Here is a 21,487-nt window from a genome sequence, read left to right on the forward strand (position 1 = left end):
AGGTGAAACGTTTCAAAACGTCATAAGTCGATAAAATAAATATAATCTATATTTTTTTACTTATTTGGTGAAACGTTTCACTCTATTTTCTTTGTGAGGTGTTTTATGATTAATGATAAAGTTATACAGCTTTTAGAAGAAATGACGATTGAAGAAAAGATCGGACAGCTTACTCAGTTTGCTGGCGTCTTTTACTCTACTAGTCACTCGAGCACACCAGTTACAGGGAGAATTGAATTTCCTGTTAATCAAGAAATGATTGATGCAAGTGGATCGGTATTGGGAATTGCAGGTGCCGAGAAGCTACTAGAGATCCAAAAAAATCATCTTGAAAAAAACAGACTCGGCATTCCACTGTTATTTATGGCTGATGTAATTAATGGGTTTGAATCTATTTTTCCGATCCCACTTGGGCTAGGAGCAACATGGGACCCCCTTTTAGTCGAAGAATTGCAAGCGGTTTCAGCAAAAGAAGCAACAAGCGCTGGACTTCATGTCAGTTTTGCTCCAATGGCAGACCTCGTGCGAGACCCTCGTTGGGGACGAGTCATGGAGTCCACTGGTGAGGACCCTTACCTTAACAGCTTATTTGCTAAAGCCACTGTTCGTGGCTTACAAGGTTCAGATTTAAAAAACGATTCTCAGCATCTTGCTGCATGTGTTAAACATTTTGCTGCTTATGGATTATCTGAAGGTGGCAGAGATTACAATACGGTTGATCTTTCAGAGCGTGAGCTAAGAGAGATGCATATGCCTGCCTATCAAGCAGCTCTAGATGCAGGCGTAAAGCTCGTAATGACTGCTTTTAACACAGTCGACTCCATTCCAGCTACAGGTAACAAAGCATTACTACGTGACATGCTCAGAGAGGAATACGGCTTTGATGGGGTGATCATTTCTGACTTCAGTGCGGTTCAAGAATTGATTCCACATGGTGTTGCGGAGGATGAAGCTGAAGCCGCCAAAAAAGCACTCGACGCGGGCGTTGATATTGATATGATGAGCCTATGCTATTCCCATTCTTTAAAAAGGCTTATAGAAGAAGGTAAAGTCGAGCTTGCCCTTTTAGATGAAGCAGTAAAGCGAGTGCTGGAGCTCAAGAACGAATTAGGCCTATTTGAAGACCCATACCGTCAAACCAGTGTCACTCGAGAAAAAGAGACATTAACGAATTCCAGGCATAAAGAACTTGTACGAAAAGCGGCCGAAAAAAGTGCTGTTCTATTAAAAAATGATAACGCGCTTCCACTTTCTACTAGCACAAACGTTGCACTTATTGGGCCTTATGCAGACAACAAAGATCTCCTCGGAGAATGGTCAATCTTCGGGAAAGTAGAAGAAACCGATACACTTAAGGATTGTATGGAAAAGACATTTTCACACTTCGCTTATAGCAAGGGCAGTGAAATGTATGAAAGAAATGAAAAACTATTAAACGAAGCATTAGATTCCGCTTCAAATGCTGATTTGATCGTTCTCGCTCTAGGTGAAGGACGTGAACGGAGTGGCGAGGGAAGAAGTCGCGCGTCTATCACTCTAGCACCATGCCAACTTGAATTAGCTAAAAAGCTTTATGAACTCGGAAAGCCCATAGTCGTCACACTCTTTAATGCTCGTCCGCTCGATTTAACAGAGCTTGAACCATATGTAAATGCCATCCTGGAATGTTGGCATCCCGGGTCTGAAGGAGCCAGCGCCATTACAAATCTGCTCCTCGGAGAAGCCAATCCAAGTGGAAAGTTAACGATGTCCTTCCCTCGAACCACTGGTCAGGTACCTGTCTATTACAATGCGTATACGACTGGTAGACCCTTACCACCAGGGAGTGATGAGCGCTTTTTCTCTCGTTACATTGATGTAGCAAATGAACCCTTATATTCGTTTGGGTTTGGACTAAGCTATACTTCGTTTAAATACAGTAAGCTTCATCTTTCTTCAGACCAATTAACTGCGAATGAATCGTTAACAATTACGCTAGACATTACAAATATTGGCGAAGTCTCGGGAGAAGAAATTGTTCAACTTTACATTCAAGATCCTGTTGCCGAGGTTGTCCGTCCGGGTAAAGAACTAAAAGGATTTCAGAAAATCTTTTTAGAGGCTAAAGAAACGAAAACGATTCAATTTGAAGTGACTGAGAGCATGCTTCGTTACTATCACAGTGATCTATCTTATAAAAGTGACTCTGGAACCTTTCACATCTATGTTGGTAGCAGCAGCGAAAATTCCAACCTAACCAAGCTGTCTTTTACACTGTTAGATTTATAATAAGGGGGTAATGATGTGGGTAAAAAACGATTAGCTCTGACGGCTTCAGCTGTGGCTCTTATCTCTATTGTTCTAGGAGCATGCTCTAACGATCGTGCAAGAGGCGATATCACGCTAGATGTATGGGCAATTGGCTGGGAAGCCGAACAACTCGTTAATGAAGGATATATTAAGGCATTTGAAGACGAGAATCCAGGTGTAAAAGTAAACTTACAAGCCATCCCATGGGACAACATCTACGACAATTTATTAACTGCGGTAGCCTCAGGAAGTGGACCAGATGTGGTTCAGCTTGGTACTTCATATATGGCAGATTTTTCGAGTACGGGGGCTTTAATGCCCTTAAATGACTATGTAGAAGAATTTCCAAATCTTGACCCCTCACATTTCTTTGAGGGAGCCGTTGATTCAATCATGTACAACGATGACATGATGGCGGTACCTTGGTACGTGGAGACACGGGTTTTATACTATCGTACAGATCTTTTAGCAGAAGTCGGGTATCCTGAAGGGCCTGAAACATGGGAAGAACTGTATGATGCCGCCACTCGTCTATATGATAGAGGAGATGGGTTATACGCTCTGACGTTACCGGAAAACGATGATACCCTCCCTTACATTTTTGCATGGCAAAACGGTGTGGAATTTGAAACTGACGACAAAGGAGTCGATTTCTCTGACCCTGCTTTTATTGAATCTGTAGATTACTATACACGATTTTTTAAAGAAGATTTAGCTCCATTAGGTCTCGGACTTGATCCGATGCAGTCCTTTGTTGATGGGATTCAACCAATGTTTTTTGAACCCCCTTTTCGCTATCAACAATTGATTGATAACTATCCTGATTTCGAAGAATGGGATACAAAGGTCATGCCATCAAAAGAGAATAACGACTCTGTTATTGGTGGATCTAACATGGCCGTGTTTGAATGGACAGAACATCCTGATGAAGCTGTGGCTTTTCTTTCTTATTTAACAGATCGAGATACCCAAATTGATTACTTTAAGGATGTAAAAGTATTACCACCTAGAGTAGATGCCTGGGATGACCCTGCTTTGCAAGAGGATAAGCGCTTCTACCGATACTTTGATCAGCTTGAGCACTCTCGAGCGCAACCACAAGTTTTAAATTGGAATCGAATTAATGATGAATGGAAACGTTCAGAACAACGAATTACACGTGCTGGTTACTCAGTTGAGGAAGAGATTGCAGATTTCCGTTCAAGAATCGAACCAATGATTGTAACAGAAGAGGACTAAGGGGGGAATCGTTCATGGAAATGGCACGAAAGAAGACGTTGCACTCAAATCAACCTGCCAAAAAACGGCTTAAACCTGAACCGTATTATTTTATTACTCCAGCCATCGCGCTGCTCATCCTTTTTGCTGTGTTGCCAATACTGATTGCCTTAGTCATTAGCTTTACTGATATGGACTTAAGAGGAATCACTGATTGGTCAAATATTTCCTTTATTGGCTTGGAAAATTATCGTGTGTTGCTGAGTGATCCGATCTTTTGGACCTCCTTATACAATACGTTTTTCTACGTAATCATTGGAGTACCACTTGTCATCATTTGCTCACTTGGAGCTGCGTTACTCCTAAACTATGGATCCAATAAATTATTTCAATTCTTTAGAGTCATCTATTACATGCCAGCCATTACAAACATTGTAGCCATCGCCGTCATCTGGGGATTTTTATACAACGTTTCCTATGGATTGTTTAATCAGATTCTTGGTTTTCTTCATTCCGGTCCTGTCCTCTGGTTGGAAGACCCAACCGTTGCAAAGCTTTCTTTAATCATTCTCGCTGTTTGGAAGGGCATTGGAATCAATATGCTGATCTATTTAGCTGCGCTACAAGCCATTCCAAAAGACTATTATGAAGCTGCAACCATCGATGGTGCGAGTCGCCGCCAGCAATTCTTTAAGATTACGTTTCCTCTCTTAGGATTCGCCACCTTCTTTATCACGGTCACAACATTAATTGGCTGGCTTCAATTCTTTGAGGAACCGTTTGTTATGACGCAAGGTGGACCATTAGACGGAACCATTTCCATTGCGCTCTTTATTTACGAAACAGGGTTTAGCTATAGTAACTTTGGCTACGCCGCAGCAGCTTCATTCGTTTTATTTGTCATCATTATCATAGCGACCTTAATTCAATTTAAATTACGCAAAACGCAAGAAGATCTATAAGGAGGGATTTGTGTGGCTGTTAACCAGCGCTCTAAAACTGAGGTAGGAATTGTAACCGTTTTACTGTTTGTGGTCGGGTTTATCTTATCCATCCCTTTTATCTGGATGCTTTTATCAGCATTTAAACCAAATGCTGAGCTTATTCAACTGCCAGTGCGTATCCTACCACAAACGTGGACATTGGAAAATTTCACAAGACTCTTCACCGAGATGAATTTCGCTATTTACCTTCGAAATACGTTAATTCTCGTTGGATGCTCATTAATTGGATTATTATTTAACGCAATGGCCGGCTACAGTTTTGCCAAATTTCAATTCAAAGGGAACCGCCCCTTATTTTTTCTTGTACTTGCTACGATGATGATCCCCGGTCAAGTAACAATGATCCCTGTCTATTTAATTCTGAACCAAATCGGTTTAACGAATACAATGACTGGAATTGCTTTACCAGGTCTTGTCGCTGCATTCAGTATCTTTTTGTTTAAACAATTTATGTCGACTATCCCAGATGCTCTTCTTGAAGCAGCAAGACTTGATGGAGCTGGTGAGTTCTACATCTTCTTCAAACTTGTGTTGCCAATGGCTAAGCCCATTCTCGCTGTTCAAGGAATATTAGCCTTTATCGGAGCCTGGAATAGCTTCTTGTGGCCTTTAATTGTCGCAAACTCTCAGGATCTCTATACCCTTTCTGTTGGACTTGCCCTGCTTCAAGGTCAAGCCGGTGAAAACTATGCCCTTCAAATGGCTGGCTCAGCAGTCATGGTTGTTCCAATCTTAATCGTATTTGCGATCTTCCAGAAATATATTGTAAATGGGTTTACGATGTCAGGAATTAAATAGGCTATGAAACCGAACTGAGGGGGTAAGTCAGTTCGGTTTTTATAATGAAGGGGTTTAGACTGTTATCGTTTCACTTTGTCTTTCAACTGTTCACTTTAATGCTCTATCATTTCGCTTCACCCTCCATTGCTACAATTAATCCCTCCACCCCATAGATCTCGACCTCTATCATTTCAATCCACCCGTCTATCGTACAGATCTCCTGCCTATCCCTTGGATCCTGCCTTCCATCGCGTAGATCCCACTCTTATCCCATGGATCCTGACCTCTATCACATGGATCCCACTCCTATCCCACGGATCCTGACCTCTATCACTTGAATCCCCCGCCTATCCCATGGATCCCGTCCTCTATCACATGAATCCCCCCGCCTATCCCATCGACCCTGCTTCCATCACACAAATCCCTCCCGCACCCAAACAAAAACCCCCATCATAAACGATGGGGGTTCCACAAATCTTTCCTATCTTGATCCTTTTAAATACGCGGATCCTAATGCTTTTGGTCCTTCTGAACGTCCGACAAATCCTGCTAGTGCGAGGATTGTTAGCACGTATGGTGCAATGAGTAAGAAGACAGATGGAACGCTTGATAGCATTGGAATTTGCGCACCTGTGATACTGAGTGCTTGAGCAAATCCGAAGAACAAGGCTGCACCCATCGCTCCAAGCGGATGCCATTTACCGAAGATCAAGGCAGCAAGTGCCATGAATCCCTGACCAGCAATTGTTGTTCCTGAGAAATTACCTGTTACCGTAACAGCTAGTGCAGCTCCTCCAAGTGCGCCAAAGGCTCCACTTAGCATCACACCGATATAACGCATGCGTGTCACATTAATACCCATTGTATCTGCTGCTTGCGGGTGCTCACCTACTGAGCGAATTCGTAAGCCAAACGGGGTAAAATAGATAACAAAATACACGATAACGGCTAAGGCAATGGCCATAAAGGATGTAATATACGTACTAGAAAAGAAAAGCGGTCCAATTACAGGAATATCGCTCAATACCGGAACATCAAAGCGATAGAAACGGTTTGAAATGTAATCCGTTTGTCCTTTTCCATACATTAGTTTAATTAAGAATACACACAGTCCTACAGCTAAAAGGTTAATCGCTACACCACTTACTACTTGATCCGCACGAAAATGAATGGATGCTACCCCGTGAATTAAAGAGAATAGAGCTCCAATCACAACAGCTGCTAGGAGACCAATCCATGTGGATGCTGCCCCCACTCCCGCTGCTTCAAGAGTTAAGGTTGTCACAATCGCAGAGAAGGCTCCAACAACCATAAGTCCTTCAAGTCCGATGTTAATGACACCGGAACGTTCACTGAAAAGTCCTCCAAGTGCTGTAAGCATAAGGGGAGCTGCAGCATAGATCGCAGCAGGAACAACAAGAGCTAAAACAGCCATCAAACTCATTATTGATTCCCCTCCTTTTTCTTCTGAATTCGCAATAATGCCCATCTAATAATGTAGCTTGATGCTACAAAGAAGATAATTAACGCAATCACTATATCAATTAATTCTACTGGTACACCAGCTTGTGATTGCATAGTGCTGGCACCTGATTTAAGTCCTCCAAATAAGAAGGCAGATAAAAAGATTCCAATGGAAGAGTTTGCTCCAAGAAGGGCAACAGCAATTCCGTCAAATCCAATATTCGTAAATCCAGTTAAAATCGTCATATATCCATACATTCCAAGTCCTTGCATGGCTCCTGCGAGTCCTGCAAAAGAACCGGAGATGATCATCGTAATCATCACATTCCGACCAACACTCATTCCCGCATAACGAGAGGCGTGCTGGTTAAATCCTACTGAACGAAGCTCGTATCCAAGTGACGTTTTCCATAGAAGGAACCACATGAAAATACATGCTAAGATCGCCACAATGATTCCGTAGTGAATACGAGAGTAGTCTGTAATTGATTCTAAAAATGCAGACTGAAGAGAAGCAGTTGGCTGGATATTATCTGTACGCTCACCCGGCACGATTAAATAGGCACGAATAATGGAGTTTACGACATGATATCCGACATAGTTCATCATGATACAAACGATTACTTCGTTTACATGAAACTTGGCTTTTAATAAGCCTGGAACAAAGGCCCACAGTGCACCGGCTGCTGCTCCTGCAAGAATAGCAAGTGGTAGGTGAATGATCATTGGTGCTTCAACCACAATCCCTACATAGACAGCGGCCAACCAGCCTACAAGTACTTGTCCTTCTACTCCAATGTTTAACAGCCCTGCGCGGTATGCAAACGCGACAGCCAGACCTGATAAAATCAATGGAGTCATCGCTCGAACGGTTTCACCAATGTAAAACGGCTCACTTAAAATTCCATTAAAAAGAGCACTGTATCCACTAATTGGATCATAGCCACTCACAAGCATAATGATTCCGCCAACAAGCATACCAAGTAAAATGGCAATGAGCGGAATGGCAATGTTAAAAATTCGGCCGCGGCTCATGAAAAACGACTTCATTCTGTCTCACCTGCTTTCGCTTTTCCGCCAGCCATTAATAATCCTAGCTGTTGCTCATTCGTTTCGTGAGCATTAACAATGTCTACAATTTCACCATCGTAGATTACAGCAATTCGGTCACTGACATTTAATACTTCATCGAGTTCCAAAGACATAAGCAGCACAGCTCGTCCTTTGTCTCGTTCTTTTACTAGTCGTTGGTGAATCGTCTCAATTGCCCCTACGTCTAAACCTCGTGTAGGTTGAGCAGCAATTAATAGATCTGGCGAGCGATCGACTTCCCGGGCAATAATCGCCTTTTGCTGATTTCCCCCCGAAAGAGCTCGAGCTGGCGTATAGGCACTCGGCGTACGAACGTCGTAATCCTTAATTAATTCTTCAGCTTTTTCATAAACAGCTTTATAACTCATCATAAAGAATTTGGATAATGGTTTTTTATAATAGGTTTGTAATGCAATGTTTTCTCCTACGGTAAAGTCAAGAACCAGGCCTAGTTTATGTCTGTCCTCTGGGATGTGCCCCACTCCTGCTTCCGTTACTTTTCGTGGAGATAGTCCATTTAGTTTTTTACCATTTAATTCGATTGTTCCTGATTGAATTTTCTTTAATCCCGTAATCGCTTCAATCAATTCAGACTGACCATTTCCCTCAACACCCGCTAGTCCGACGATTTCACCAGCACGAATGTTTAAGCTCAGTGATTTAACCATTTCAATTCCACGGCTATCCTTCACCGTTAAATCAGAAACATTTAACACCGTTTCTTTTGGATTCGAACGAGTCTTGTCCACTTTAAAATTCACTTCGCGTCCGACCATCATATTAGCAAGCTGCTGTGTATCGGTGTCAGCCACATCGACCGTACCAATTCCCACACCTCGACGAATGACTGTGCAACGATCACAGATCGCTTTAATTTCCTTTAGCTTGTGCGTAATCATAATGATTGACTTACCTTCAGCCACAAGTGTTTTCATAATGCCCATCAGTTCTTTAATTTCCTGTGGAGTTAAAACGGCTGTTGGTTCATCAAAGATTAAAATATCGGCCCCGCGATAGAGGGTTTTTAAAATTTCAGCACGCTGCTGCATTCCAACCGATATATCTTCCACTTTTGCATAAGGGTCTACGGCAAGACCGTATTTTTTTGAGATCTCAGCAACTTCTTTTGCTGCTTTCTTCAAATTGATTTTTCCACCCTTAGTAGGCTCACTTCCAAGAATAATGTTTTCCGTTACATTAAACTTTTCTACTAACATGAAGTGCTGGTGCACCATTCCGATTCCTAGACGATTAGCTGCATTGGGATCAGTAATATTCACTTTTTCCCCGCGCACCTTAATCTCACCTTTTTCAGGCTGATAGAGTCCAAACAACACGTTCATTAGTGTGGACTTACCGGCACCATTCTCACCTAGTAAAGCATGGATTTCGCCTTTTTTAACTTGAAGCGTGATATTGTCATTTGCAACGATGCCCGGGAATTCTTTGCGGATGCCGTTCATTTCAATGACATAGCTCATACTTTTCACTCCTTGCTCCCAAATAAACGCTTGATCAAACCAAAAGGGTAAAACTGATGAACAGGACCGATGCCATTCATCAATGACCCTTCCCTCCGTCTATATACATGAAACAAAGGCTAGCAGTCACTAGCCTTTGTTTTGTTTAGATGTGTGGATTACTCAACTGTTTCTAGAAACGTCTCGTATTCTTCATCTGTCTTTGGAACTTCAATCTCTCCAGCTGTAATTTGACCTTTGTAGTCTTCAACAGCACTTAGATCTTCGTCCGTTAGGTTTTGTTCAGATTCTGCAATATCAATTGCAGAGTCATCTAATCCAAACTCAAGAATCTCTCCACCAGGGAAGTTTCCGTTCATTGTATCTTCAGAAACAATTTGAACCGCTTGGTCTGTACGTTTAACCATTGATGTTAGAGTAACAGACTCGTCTGTACCATATTCACCTTCAGCATACTGGTCACGGTCAACACCGATTACCCAGATGTTTTCCCCGTTACGCGCACGGTTGATTGCTTCAGTGAATACCCCGTTACCGGAGTCACCAGCAGAGTGATAAATAATGTCTGTACCATTTGAGTACATTGTGTTCGCGATTTGTTGTGCTTTTGTTGGGTCGTTAAAGTCTGCAACGTATTGAACTTCGATTTCAGCATCAGGATTCACTGATTTTACGCCTGCTTTGAAGCCGTTCTCAAACTTTTTGATTAGCTCACCTTCTACGCCACCAACAAAACCTACTTTGTCCGTTTCAGAGCGAAGTCCAGCAATCACTCCAACTAAGAATGAACCTTCATGTTCTTTAAATGTAATATTAGCAATGTTAGGAATTGGATTTCCATCTGCATCATTTACTACTGTATCAACAATAGCTAATTGAGCATCTTCATTTTGTGTTGCAACTGTACGGATCGCATCTTCCATTAAGAAGCCGATTCCCCATGATAGATCATAGTTTTCACGTACAAGTTGACGAAGGTTTGGTTCGAATTCATCCAAGCTACCAGATTGAAGATAACTGAAATTCGTTCCTTCTTCTAGTCCTTGCTCTTCGCCAAAGGCTTGTAAACCTTCCCATGCTGATTGGTTAAATGACTTATCGTCAATTCCACCAACGTCTGTAACCATACCTACTTTAAATTCTGAAGGCTCGGTAGACTCGCCTTCTCCAGCTTCTCCTCCACCAGATGAGTTGTCATCACCTGATCCACATGCGGATAATGCTAGTACTGCCACGGTTGATAATGTAAGTGTTTGTAACCACTTTTTCAAAATAAATTGCCCCCTTTTATTTATACGTCCCAACTCTTTTTTAACAGATGCTTGTCTATTTAAAGAGTAGTAGTAAATGAGCGGCCCTAGTCATCAGAAGTCTGATGACCACCCTTCTCTCATGTCCAACCGCACTTAATATATCATACGAATGACCAAATGAAAAATAGTTTTTTGAGAATGTTAGAGATTTACACAAAAAAGCCTCATTTCTCCCCAAAAACAGGAAAGAAACAAGGCTTTTCTTTAGTCCATCACATGGATAAAGGGCTCTTCACCAGGCTCTGCAACGATTAAACTCTCTTGTTCACCACTCACAGAATTGACGTTCACTTCTACTTTAATATCATCATAATAGTTAGGAATAATGGAAGCAATAAACTGAGTTAAGGCCACAATCTCTGTTTTTCCATTATAGCGTAAGGGAATATCAACTGTTAGCTCCGTTAAACGATCGTTTTGATAAAAACCTTTCCCGACAACTCCAACGTATGTACTAAAGAAGTTTTGAATTTGCTCTTGGAACCGACCAAACTCATCTGAATCGTCACGCACATCTTGATTCGCGCGATCTGACGGGAACAAATAGGTGCTCTCATCAATACCTGACCAGCTTCCTAAGTCAGAGTTCGGCTCAGCGATCGCTGTTTGAAAATAAGTACCTGAGATAATAGACTCTCTTGGCTGCTCTCTAAATAAGCCGACAACAATTGGAATGTTGTTAAATGCTCCATCTAAATCTAAAAACTCCTGATCACGAAGACGATTAACAATCTCGTTTGCGATTCGCTCACCATCTTCTTGAGTAACAGAATCTTCTAAAGGAGTAGAATAAAACTCATATAGCCCGTTCTCATCTGTGATTCGGAAGTTGTACACACTATTTAAGGAAACACCAATAACTATGGCACCAAGCTCTATCTCACCATCTTCATTTTCTACCATGTAGTTTTGCTCTAAAATATGAGAGAGTGTTCTAGGACTGTTCTCTTCCTGTGCTCTCAGATCATCTCCTGATCCAAGTGCCGGGTTTAATCCCAATGGATTTTCTTCTTCATCATAGCGTCTTAACCAGTTATTCAGTAACTCTTTATTAATGAACTGTCCTTCTCTTAAGGAGTATTCACTTTGTGGAAAATGTTCTTTTGCAATACGCGTTAATCCCATTTCAAGTTCATCTAGATCTAAGCGATTATAAACAACATCCGTCCCAAATCCACGAGCTTTCCCACTTTGATATTGCCCATCCATTAAAATGGCCTGATAGTAGTTCTCTGGCGAACTTACAGGTGGGACAATCGTAATTTCTTGATCATTTGTTGGATTCTCAACCTCTGTATTCTCAGGCTCATCCTGAGAAAAAGGGAAGCACCCCGCCATGAGAAGTGCCAAAGGTAAAGTAACCAATCCCCATCTTTTAAACATGAACCGCCTTGCTCCTCTCGCTCGTGCCTTAATTTATCCTTGGTTAAACTCTTGTATTAACCGCTCTTCATCCCAAATTTCAATGCCTAAGTCCTCCGCTTTTGCTCGTTTGGAACCAGCATCTGTTCCAGCAATCACTAAGTCTGTTTTTTTACTAACACTGCCAGTGACCTTGCTCCCGAGTAACTCCAGCTTTTCCTTTGCCTCATCTCGAGTCAGTTGTTCAAGCTTACCTGTTAGCACAACTGTTTTCCCAGCAAGAGCAGAATTCGACTCTTCCGCATCAGTTACTGTGACAGGCTTAGGTCCAGTATAACTCATATTTAAGCCTGCTTGCTTTAATTGATCAATCAATTCAAGCACTTCTGGCTTCTCAAAATAGCTTACTATGGAATCAGCCATCTTCTCACCAATTTCATCAACAGCAATAAGCTCTTCTTTTGATGCCTGCTGAATGTGGTCCATCGATTCAAAGTGCATAGCAAGTGTTCGTGCAGCCTTTGAACCAATAAATCGAATCCCAAGTCCAAACAAAACACGTTCTAAAGAGTTTGTCTTTGAATTCTCTATTGATTGTAACAGATTGTCTACTGATTTTTCGCCCATTCGTTCAAGATTCAATAATTCATCTTTTTTTAGATCATAGAGATCAGCCACATTATGGACTAACTGATGAGAGAACAATTGGGTAATGACCTTTTCTCCTAACCCATCAATGTTCATCGCTGTTCTAGAGACAAAGTGAATCAGGCCTTCACGGATTTGAGCCGGACATTCTGGGTTAATGCAACGGAGGGCTACTTCTCCCTCTAAACGAACAAGCTCACTCTCACACTCAGGACAATGCGTAGGCATGTGGAAGTCTTGTTCTTCCCCCCTTCTAAGATCAACGAGAACATTCACTACTTCAGGAATGATGTCTCCGGCCTTTTTCACAACAACCGAATCACCAAGCTTTACATCCTTTTCTCGGATGAGGTCTTCGTTATGTAACGATGCTCTCTTCACAGTTGTTCCTGCTACACTGACAGGCTCGAGTATAGCTGTTGGAGTCACTACACCTGTTCGTCCAACATTTAACTCAATATCTAACAGCTTCGTTATCACTTCTTCTGCAGGAAACTTAAATGCAGTTGCCCAGCGAGGACTCTTTGCTGTAAAGCCCATTTCCTTTTGAAGCTTAAGGGAATCTACTTTTATGACAATCCCGTCAATTTCATAATCAAGCTCGTGGCGACCTTCAACCCATTTTTCTGTATAGGCAATCACTTCATCTATGGATTCGCAACGTTTTGTTTCTTTATTCACTTTAAAGCCTGTTTCGTTTAAGAATGACAGACCCTCGTAATGAGAGTCGATGTCACGTCCTTTTAATTCACCGATCGAATAAACGAACAGTGAAAGATTACGTTTTGCTGCAATCTTAGGATCAAGCTGACGCAAGGAACCGGCTGCAGCATTACGAGGATTCGCAAAAGGCTCCTCTTCCGCTTCTTTTTTTGCTTTGTTTAATGACTCAAACGAGCGCTTAGGCATATACGCTTCACCGCGCACCTCAAGATCAACTTCATTATTTAAGCGCAAGGGAACGGCAGGGACAGTTTTTAAATTACTAGTAATATCCTCACCTGTTGTTCCGTCCCCTCTTGTTGCGCCACGAACAAGCTTACCTGCTTCATAGGTTAAGGAAACAGCAAGTCCATCAATCTTTAATTCACACACATAGGATACAGGTGTATCGCCAGCAAACTGTCTGACACGTCGATCAAAGTCTCGAAGGTCTTGTTCGTTAAATGAGTTCCCTAAACTCATCATCGGTATCTTATGAGACACCTTAGTGAAGTGAGGCAAAATGGCCCCACCGATACGAACGGAAGGAGAATCTTCAGTTACCAGATCGGGAAACAGCTCCTCAATCTTTAAAAGTTCTTGTAATAACCGGTCATATTCCTCATCCGGTACGATTGGAGTGTCCAATACATAGTAGTGATAGCCATACTTCTCCAGCTTTTCTCTTAATTCCTTCAGCTGTGCTGTGGCTTGATTCTTATCCATTCAGCTCGTCCTTTCTATTCCTTGGTAATCGGGGCAAACTGGGCAAACAATCGTTTCACGCCAGTTGGTGGTGGAAAGGCAATATCCAATTCAACCGACTGCCCGTCTCCTTTTATACTTACAACCGTTCCAGTGCCCCACTTCTTATGATTAGCTTTGTCTCCAACTTTCCATTCAAAGCTTTCTCCGCCAGTGGATGTAATCTGTGGTCTTGCTGGTCTCGATGGTCTACTTGCACTTTGTGAAACAGGTTTTCTTTGACGAAGTCCCTGATCAGCTTGTTCGCCTAGTACCTCAATGAATTCCTCTGGAATCTCTTTGATAAAACGAGAAGGAGGGTTAGCATTTGTACGCCCGAAAATCGTTCTAAGTCGTGCATTTGTCATAAATAGCTGTTTTTCCGCACGTGTAATCCCTACATATGCTAAACGACGTTCTTCTTCCATCTCATCTTGCTCAAACAACGAACGGCTGTGAGGGAAAATTCCTTCTTCAAGTCCAATTAAAAAGACAAGCGGGAACTCAAGTCCCTTTGCAGAGTGAAGCGTCATTAATGTAATGGCATCCTTAGGTCCTTCTTCTGGCTGATCATCAAGCTGATCAATATCAGCAACAAGAGCCAGATCTGTTAAAAAGGCAACCAGCGTTTTGTCTTCGCTCCGTTTTTCAAACTCACGTGTTACTGTAATGAACTCATCGATGTTCTCTAATCTGCTTTGCGCTTCAAGTGTTTGTTCGTTCTTCAGCGCATCGCGATAGCCTGTTTTCTCAAGAACCTCCTCAACAAGCTCGGTCACTGTTAGATAATCCTGCATTTGCACCCAGTTTGCAATTAGATCTCTAAATTCCTTTAGCTTACCGAGTGCTCGTGCGGTCACACCCATTTCGTCTACTTCAAACAACGCTTTATGCATAGACATTCCGTGCTGTAGTGCATAGGCAAGCACCTTGTCCACAGTTGTTGCACCAAGTCCACGCTTTGGTACATTCACAATACGCTGTAAGCTAATATCATCATCTGAGTTTGAGATTAAACGCAGATATGCAAGAACGTCCTTAATCTCTTTACGATCATAGAACTTTGTCCCGCCGACAATGTTGTAGTCAAAATTAGATTTCACGAAAAATTCCTCAATAATACGCGATTGCGCATTTGTCCGATAAAGAACGGCAATATCAGAATAAGAGAAGTCTTTGTTTTGGACTGCATCTTTGATTTGTTCCACGATAAAATGTGCTTCATCCTGCTCAGTTGAACCAGAGAAATGACCAATCTTTTGACCTTCGTCATTCTCTGTCCAAAGATTCTTAGGCTTACGATTGCCGTTGTTATTAATGACTTTGTTCGCTGCATCGAGAATTCGTTTTGTTGAGCGGTAGTTCTGTTCAAGAAGAATTACTGCTGCATTCGGATAATCCTCTTCAAACGAAAGAATATTTCCGATATCAGCTCCGCGCCATTTGTAGATGGACTGGTCAGAGTCCCCTACCACGCACACATTCTTCAAGCGATCTCCGAGCATTTTTACAAGCATATATTGAGCTCTGTTCGTATCCTGATACTCATCAACATGGATGTATTGAAACTTTCGTTGATAAAACTCTAATACATCTGGAACAAGCTTAAACAACTCGATCGTTTTCATAATTAAATCGTCAAAATCCAGTGCATTGTTTTGCTTTAATCGCTTCTGATACTCCGTATACACGTCTGATGCTACTTCCTGAAACGGGCCTGTTGCTTTTGCTGCAAACTCAGTTGGCTTTTGCAGTTCGTTTTTCGCACCACTAATTGTAGCTAAGATACTCTTCGCATCAAACTTCTTAGGATCAATGTTCTGCTTTTTTAGGATTTGTTTGATCACTGAAAGCTGATCCGTTGAATCTAGAATAGAAAAGCTTCGGCTGTATCCCATTCTGTCGATATCCCGGCGCAGAATACGTACACACATGGAGTGGAACGTAGAAATCCAAATATCTTCAGCAATTGGTCCTACAAGACCAGCCACCCTGTCCTTCATCTCTCTAGCTGCCTTATTTGTAAATGTAATAGCTAGTACACTCCACGGGGCCACTTCTTTTTCCCGAAGAAGATACGCAATTCGGTGAGTTAACACACGCGTTTTCCCACTTCCCGCACCAGCCATTAATAGCAATGGTCCTTCTGTGGTTGTAACCGCTTCGCGTTGCTCTGGATTTAGTCCTGATAACATCTTTTCAATTATATTTCCTTGCATACTCACACCACCAAACAAATGTTCTTATTTTTATCTTACTAAATTCTTCTAAGAAAGCAAGTCTCCTTTTACCGCTTGAACCGTTTTTATGGCTTCTTGTAGATTATGATAAATCACATTGCCGACAACAATTGTATCCGCGTAGGCTGCCATTTCCTCTGCTTGAGCTCTAGATTCAATCCCTCCACCGTAAACCAACCTCGTCTGTTCAAGAACAGATGATACCTGCTTAACGATATTAGGATCTCCATAGGTTCCACTATATTCTAAATAAAAAATCGGAAGCTTGTACATATGCTCTGCCATTCTTGCATAGGCGAGTACATCCTCGGTATCAAGATCACACACGGCATCTGTTAGTTGCGCAACCTTTGCTTCAGGGTTTAACACACAATAGCCCTCTGGAATCACTTCATCCCAATTCATGATAGCCCCGTATTCTTTTAGGGCTGCATGATGCTGCCCTGTAATCCATTCGACCTTCTGACTGTTTAAAACTGTTGGTATAAAGAAATAATCAAATCCCGGTGTTATCGCATCTACATTCGATACTTCAAGTACACAAGGCACAGCGTAACGTCTAATCCGCACGAGTAGCTGAAGGGTGTTATCGAGTGTCACTCCATCTGTGCCACCCACTATAATTGCATCTGTACCTGACTCACATATTGCTTCTAATGCTTCGTCAGATAGTTCTTTATTTGGATCAAGTTTAAATAGATGTTTCCAATGCTGATACTCAGCCATATCATCAACTCCTGAGAGGACATTTACACAAAAAAAGCCGCGACTGCGGACCTTTTCATACTACGTAAAATGAGACTTTTGTACGTTCATTATAACAAAGAATAAGAAGGTTGTCGTCTAACCAATTGCTTAAAACCGTCAAAAAACGCAGGTACATCGTGGATCTCATGTACCTGCGTTACCTTATTCTTTAATTGGTCTCTTTGACCAGATTGACACCATAATTGGCCCAGTAATGTTATGAACAACGGAAAAGATTGCACTTGGTAATGCTGTGATCGGCTCAAAATATTGTGTGGCAAGTGAAGCACCCAGTCCTGAATTCTGCATTCCAACTTCAATGGAAACCGCTCGCTTCTTACTTTCATCAAGCTTAAACATCCATGCGGCTATATATCCGAGTAGTAACCCAAACGTATTATGAAGTAACACAGCTAAAAATAGAATAAAAGCCGTTGTCGCTAAGTTTTCTTTATTGTTAGACACAACCGCTGTCACGATGGCAAGAATCGCCAAGATTGAAACGAGTGGCAAGGCAGGCACACTTTTTGTGACGACTTTAGGGAAGAACCTGCGAAGTAAGATCCCGAGTACAATTGGAATAATAACCACTTGTACAATCGATAAGAACATAGAGCCTGTATTTACATCCACGTATTGACTGGCTAAAAGTAAGACAATGGCTGGTGTCATAATTGGAGCGAGTAATGTAGAGATTGATGTCATCGCTACCGATAGTGGTAAGTCTCCTTTTGATAAAAACACCATGACATTAGATGCTGTACCACCAGGACACGCACCTACTAAAATGATACCAACAGCTAATTCATAAGGAAAATCAAATATCTGAGTGAGCGCAAAGGCAATCCCAGGCATAAATACAAACTGTGCGACAACCCCAATGATAACGGGGATTGGCTTCTTCGCGACAATGGCGAAATCAGTTGCCTTCATCGTTAACCCCATACCAAACATAATGATACCAAGTAATAGTGTGATGTACGGAACGATCCATGTGAATCCCCCAGGCGATAAAAACGCGATAACACTAACTAAAATAACAATAAGTGCAAAATACTTACTAATAATTTGTCCTACTCTCTCTACTTCTTGCATTGTTCACAATCCTTTCTCTAATCGTTCAAACTATTCTAACATTCTTTTATACTATAACGCTATAAAGTGTTGCTAAATTATCTGATAAAACAAAAAACCCTAGCGCATTCGCTTAGGGTCGTGTTCTGAGATTCTATTTAGTTGAAGAGTTCTTTACAGTAGAAGCGAGATTCCTTTAACAATTCCAATTAAAGCCGCCCAGCAAGGTAAGCTAATCAGTAACGCCCAACCAGACCCAATCACGATATTCTCTTCTGTCTCCATGAACACGGCTCCCCTCTTCTTGTGGTTAACCTAAGTATAGAGGGCGCGTGTTAATAGAACATAAAGTGCATGTAAAGATTATGCGATGTTCGTATTAAGCATAGGCGTATGTTTGTTTAGAACCAATCACTTTTGTACTTAGTAGATCGTACGTTAGGCATACGGGCTTATTCGTTCTTGGATCCCGAACGACTTCTGCATCAATGTTAAAGACACGCTCAAGCACTTCGCTTGTCATAACCATTTCAGGCATACCTTCTTTGATAATGGTGCCCGCATTCAGAGCAACCATATGATGAGCAAAACGTGCCGCATGGTTTAAGTCATGAATAACCATAACAATCGTGCGTCCTTGTTCCTTATTCAATCTTTCAAGCAGCTGAAGAATCTCAAGCTGGTGAGCCAAGTCTAAGTAAGTTGTAGGTTCATCTAACAGAAGCAGATCTGTTTCCTGAGCGAGTGCCATAGCGATCCAAACGCGTTGACGCTGGCCTCCCGATAGTGCATCAATTGGACGATCATGAAATTCAAGCATCCCCGTTACTTCAAGTGCCCAATAGATCAGGTCATGATCTTGTTTCGTTAGTTTTCCGAATCCTTTTTGGTGCGGGAAACGTCCGTACGATACTAGCTCCATTACTGTTAAGCCACTTGGTGCTTCAGGCGTTTGAGGCAAAATAGCCATCTTCTTCGCAATGGTTTTTGTCGATTCTTTATGAATCGCAGTCCCATCAAGGTAGACTGCCCCTTTTTTTGCACTATGAATTCGAGCCATCGTTTTAAGAATCGTAGACTTCCCACATCCATTTGGACCTATGATTGTGGTTATTTGTCCTTCGGGAATCTCTAAATCAAGTCCCTTAACAATATCGCGATCACCATATGAAATATCCAAAGCTTCTGTTTGAAGTCTAACCATTCTACTCACTCCTCAAATTATGGGGTTTTCATTAATAGATATAAAAAGTAAGGTGCGCCAAGCATTGCTACGACGAGACCTACAGGGATTTCAGACGGCTGTAAGACATTACGCCCGAGCATATCTGCCACAAGCAAGAGCAACGCGCCAACAAGCGCTGAGGCAGGAATTAAATATTGATGCTTCGGACCAACTAGCTTTCGTGCAATATGAGGTGCAACTAGTCCAAGGAAGGCAATTCCTCCCCCAACAGCTACACACGCTCCTGCAAGTGCAACAGATAAAAACAAGAGAATTCTCCGCTCTTTTTCTACACGAGCACCTAAGTTTGTTGCTACTTGATCACCTAAATTTAAGATATTTAGATACCTAGCTTTATAAAGTGTAAACGGTATGAGGATTAGAATCCAAGGCAATGTCGCTAAAACAAACTTCCAATTTGTTCCCCAGATACTACCTGATAACCATATCGTTGCTTGCATAAAGTCACGCGGGTTCATTTTTAATTGAAATACGAGCAGAGCAGCGGCAAAGCCTGCATTAATCCCTATTCCAACTAAGATTAGTCGGACAGGTGTTACGCCCTTTTTCCATGCTAGAACATAAATTAAAAAAGCAGCTAGCACGGCACCAAGTAAAGCAAAGAAAGGCATAATAAAAATGGAAAGAGTTCCGAGACCCGTAAGCGATCCTTGGAAAAAGAAAATAAATAAGACAACTGCAAAGCCAGCCCCTGCATTAATGCCTAAAATTCCTGGATCCGCGAGTCCATTTTGCGATACGCCTTGCAGGATGGCACCTGATACCGCAAGTCCCGCACCAATTAAGAGAGCAATAACCATACGTGGTAAGCGAAATTGAAAGAGCACCAGTGCGTCCTTGTCTGTTCCCATACCTAAGAAGGTTTTAAGTACATCGAAGGGTGCGATACGAATGTATCCTAGATTTAAACTTAAAAGAAACACCCCAATAATAGCGATTATTAAAATGCCGAATATGATAAAAGGTTTTTTGCTTTGTTTTGTAAGATTATAAGAGTCCATCACAATCCCCTCCCTTCTCTTCTAGCAAGGTAAAGGAAGAACGGAACACCAACTAAAGCGGTGATGGCCCCAACCGGTGTTTCAAAAGGTGGGTTCACCATTCTGGCTCCGATGTCTGCAAGGACCAGTAAGAGACCTCCAAGTATTGCCGAACAAGGAATAATCCAACGATAATCGACTCCAACTAAAAAACGAGTAATGTGTGGAATGACTAGTCCAACAAACCCAACAGAACCGGCCACAGAAACAGCAGCACCTGTTAAAAGCAACACAACAATGGTTCCGAGAATCTTAATCAAACGGGTGCGTTGCCCTAACCCCTTTGCTACCTCGTCCCCCAGGCTCAATACAGTTACCGACCTGGCGAGTATAAAAGCGAGTGTTAATCCAATGATGGCAACTGGCACAATCATTTGAATGCTTACCCAGCGTGTACCTGCTAGCCCACCTGCAAACCAGAAGCTAATATCTTGTGCTACATCAAAACGGATGGCAATGGTAGATGAGATAGCGCTAAGAAAAGCACCGACCGCAGTTCCAGCTAAAGCAAGCTTAACGGGTGTTAACCCACCTCGCGACATCGATCCAACTCCAAAAACGAGTGAGGCACCAAGCCCGGCTCCAGCAAATGACCAAAGCATTAATTGGAGTGATGAAGTATGCGGGAAAAAAGCAAATGCGATGGCAATAGCAAATGCCGCTCCGTCCGTTACGCCCATTATCGAAGGAGATGCGAGTGGGTTTCGAGTCATCCCTTGCATAATCGCTCCAGATACAGCGAGAAATGCACCAATTAAAGCGGCACCCAATGCTCTTGGCATACGTAATTCTTGAATAATTTGGTGTTGGGTCAGCTCTGGATTAAAATGCACCAACGCTTGCCAGACCGTTTGAAGATCAATGTCTGCAGCTCCTAAAGCGATGGAGGCCCCTATTGCTAAGCATAAAACGAAAAGTCCTAATACCAAAATAAACGTAGCCACAAACGGACGTTTTTTTATCTTTTTTAGTTCTACTGTTTGATCTTCTTCAGGAGTTACCATACTGTTCATCCTATCTTGACATTTACACTATTCAAATTG

Annotated in this window: 16 protein-coding genes; 4 read left to right on the top strand and 12 right to left on the bottom strand. The window is 42.1% G+C overall.

Features of this window, described 5'->3' with window-relative positions:
• Nucleotides 1-105: 105 nt before the first annotated feature.
• Genes bglX through JNO66_RS17805 form a run of 4 tightly spaced genes read left to right on the top strand, consistent with a single transcriptional unit; the run spans nt 106 to nt 5,309 of the window.
• On the top strand, nt 106-2,268 hold the full coding sequence (gene bglX, locus JNO66_RS17790) for a beta-glucosidase BglX (protein ID WP_203090544.1): 2,163 nt from the start codon (nt 106-108) through the stop codon (nt 2,266-2,268).
• Between the two features lie 15 nt (nt 2,269-2,283).
• Nucleotides 2,284-3,528, top strand: a complete 1,245-nt coding sequence (locus JNO66_RS17795; protein ID WP_203090545.1) for an extracellular solute-binding protein — start codon at nt 2,284-2,286, stop codon at nt 3,526-3,528.
• A 20-nt stretch (nt 3,529-3,548) separates the two neighbouring features.
• Nucleotides 3,549-4,469: a carbohydrate ABC transporter permease gene (locus tag JNO66_RS17800; protein ID WP_203090661.1), complete on the top strand. Its 921-nt coding sequence runs from the start codon at nt 3,549-3,551 to the stop codon at nt 4,467-4,469.
• Nucleotides 4,470-4,481: 12 nt separating this feature from the next.
• Nucleotides 4,482-5,309 carry a carbohydrate ABC transporter permease gene (locus JNO66_RS17805; RefSeq protein ID WP_273753626.1) on the top strand — a complete coding sequence of 276 codons (828 nt, stop codon included), beginning with the start codon at nt 4,482-4,484 and terminating at the stop codon, nt 5,307-5,309.
• Nucleotides 5,310-5,772: 463 nt separating this feature from the next.
• On the opposite strand, the gene JNO66_RS17810 is transcribed toward JNO66_RS17805, so the two are convergent.
• The 12 genes from JNO66_RS17810 to JNO66_RS17865 form a co-directional block, all read right to left on the bottom strand.
• The gene (locus tag JNO66_RS17810; RefSeq protein ID WP_203090546.1) at nt 5,773-6,735 is read right to left on the bottom strand and encodes an ABC transporter permease; all 963 of its coding nucleotides are present in this window, start codon (nt 6,733-6,735) and stop codon (nt 5,773-5,775) included.
• The gene (locus JNO66_RS17815) at nt 6,735-7,790 is read right to left on the bottom strand and encodes an ABC transporter permease (RefSeq protein WP_203090663.1); all 1,056 of its coding nucleotides are present in this window, start codon (nt 7,788-7,790) and stop codon (nt 6,735-6,737) included. The genes JNO66_RS17810 and JNO66_RS17815 overlap by 1 nt, the downstream gene beginning before the upstream one ends.
• An 11-nt stretch (nt 7,791-7,801) precedes the next feature.
• A complete protein-coding gene (locus JNO66_RS17820) occupies nt 7,802-9,328 on the bottom strand; it encodes an ABC transporter ATP-binding protein (protein WP_203090547.1) in 1,527 nt (508 codons plus the stop codon).
• Nucleotides 9,329-9,486: 158 nt separating this feature from the next.
• Nucleotides 9,487-10,599 carry a BMP family lipoprotein gene (locus JNO66_RS17825; RefSeq protein WP_203090548.1) on the bottom strand — a complete coding sequence of 371 codons (1,113 nt, stop codon included), beginning with the start codon at nt 10,597-10,599 and terminating at the stop codon, nt 9,487-9,489.
• 246 nt (nt 10,600-10,845) lie between these two features.
• On the bottom strand, nt 10,846-12,024 hold the full coding sequence (locus tag JNO66_RS17830; RefSeq protein WP_203090549.1) for a CamS family sex pheromone protein: 1,179 nt from the start codon (nt 12,022-12,024) through the stop codon (nt 10,846-10,848).
• Between the two features lie 33 nt (nt 12,025-12,057).
• Nucleotides 12,058-14,079, bottom strand: coding sequence for an NAD-dependent DNA ligase LigA (gene ligA, locus JNO66_RS17835; protein WP_203090550.1), 2,022 nt, complete (start codon nt 14,077-14,079; stop codon nt 12,058-12,060).
• Nucleotides 14,080-14,093: 14 nt separating this feature from the next.
• The gene (pcrA, locus tag JNO66_RS17840; RefSeq protein WP_203090551.1) at nt 14,094-16,316 is read right to left on the bottom strand and encodes a DNA helicase PcrA; all 2,223 of its coding nucleotides are present in this window, start codon (nt 16,314-16,316) and stop codon (nt 14,094-14,096) included.
• Nucleotides 16,317-16,364: 48 nt separating this feature from the next.
• Entirely contained in the window at nt 16,365-17,063 is a 699-nt protein-coding gene (pcrB, locus tag JNO66_RS17845) for a heptaprenylglyceryl phosphate synthase (protein ID WP_203090552.1), read from the bottom strand.
• Between the two features lie 183 nt (nt 17,064-17,246).
• The gene (locus JNO66_RS17850; RefSeq protein ID WP_203090553.1) at nt 17,247-18,179 is read right to left on the bottom strand and encodes a bile acid:sodium symporter family protein; all 933 of its coding nucleotides are present in this window, start codon (nt 18,177-18,179) and stop codon (nt 17,247-17,249) included.
• A 358-nt stretch (nt 18,180-18,537) separates the two neighbouring features.
• Nucleotides 18,538-19,362 carry an ABC transporter ATP-binding protein gene (locus tag JNO66_RS17855; RefSeq protein ID WP_203090554.1) on the bottom strand — a complete coding sequence of 275 codons (825 nt, stop codon included), beginning with the start codon at nt 19,360-19,362 and terminating at the stop codon, nt 18,538-18,540.
• 17 nt (nt 19,363-19,379) lie between these two features.
• The gene (locus JNO66_RS17860) at nt 19,380-20,405 is read right to left on the bottom strand and encodes a FecCD family ABC transporter permease (protein WP_203090555.1); all 1,026 of its coding nucleotides are present in this window, start codon (nt 20,403-20,405) and stop codon (nt 19,380-19,382) included.
• Nucleotides 20,405-21,448, bottom strand: a complete 1,044-nt coding sequence (locus JNO66_RS17865; RefSeq protein ID WP_203090556.1) for a FecCD family ABC transporter permease — start codon at nt 21,446-21,448, stop codon at nt 20,405-20,407. Before JNO66_RS17865 ends, JNO66_RS17860 begins: the two co-directional genes overlap by 1 nt.
• Nucleotides 21,449-21,487 lie beyond the last annotated feature (39 nt).

Origin of the sequence: Alkalicoccobacillus gibsonii (assembly GCF_016798245.1) — a bacterium.
In the GTDB taxonomy this organism is placed as follows: domain Bacteria; phylum Bacillota; class Bacilli; order Bacillales; family Bacillaceae_D; genus Alkalicoccobacillus; species Alkalicoccobacillus gibsonii.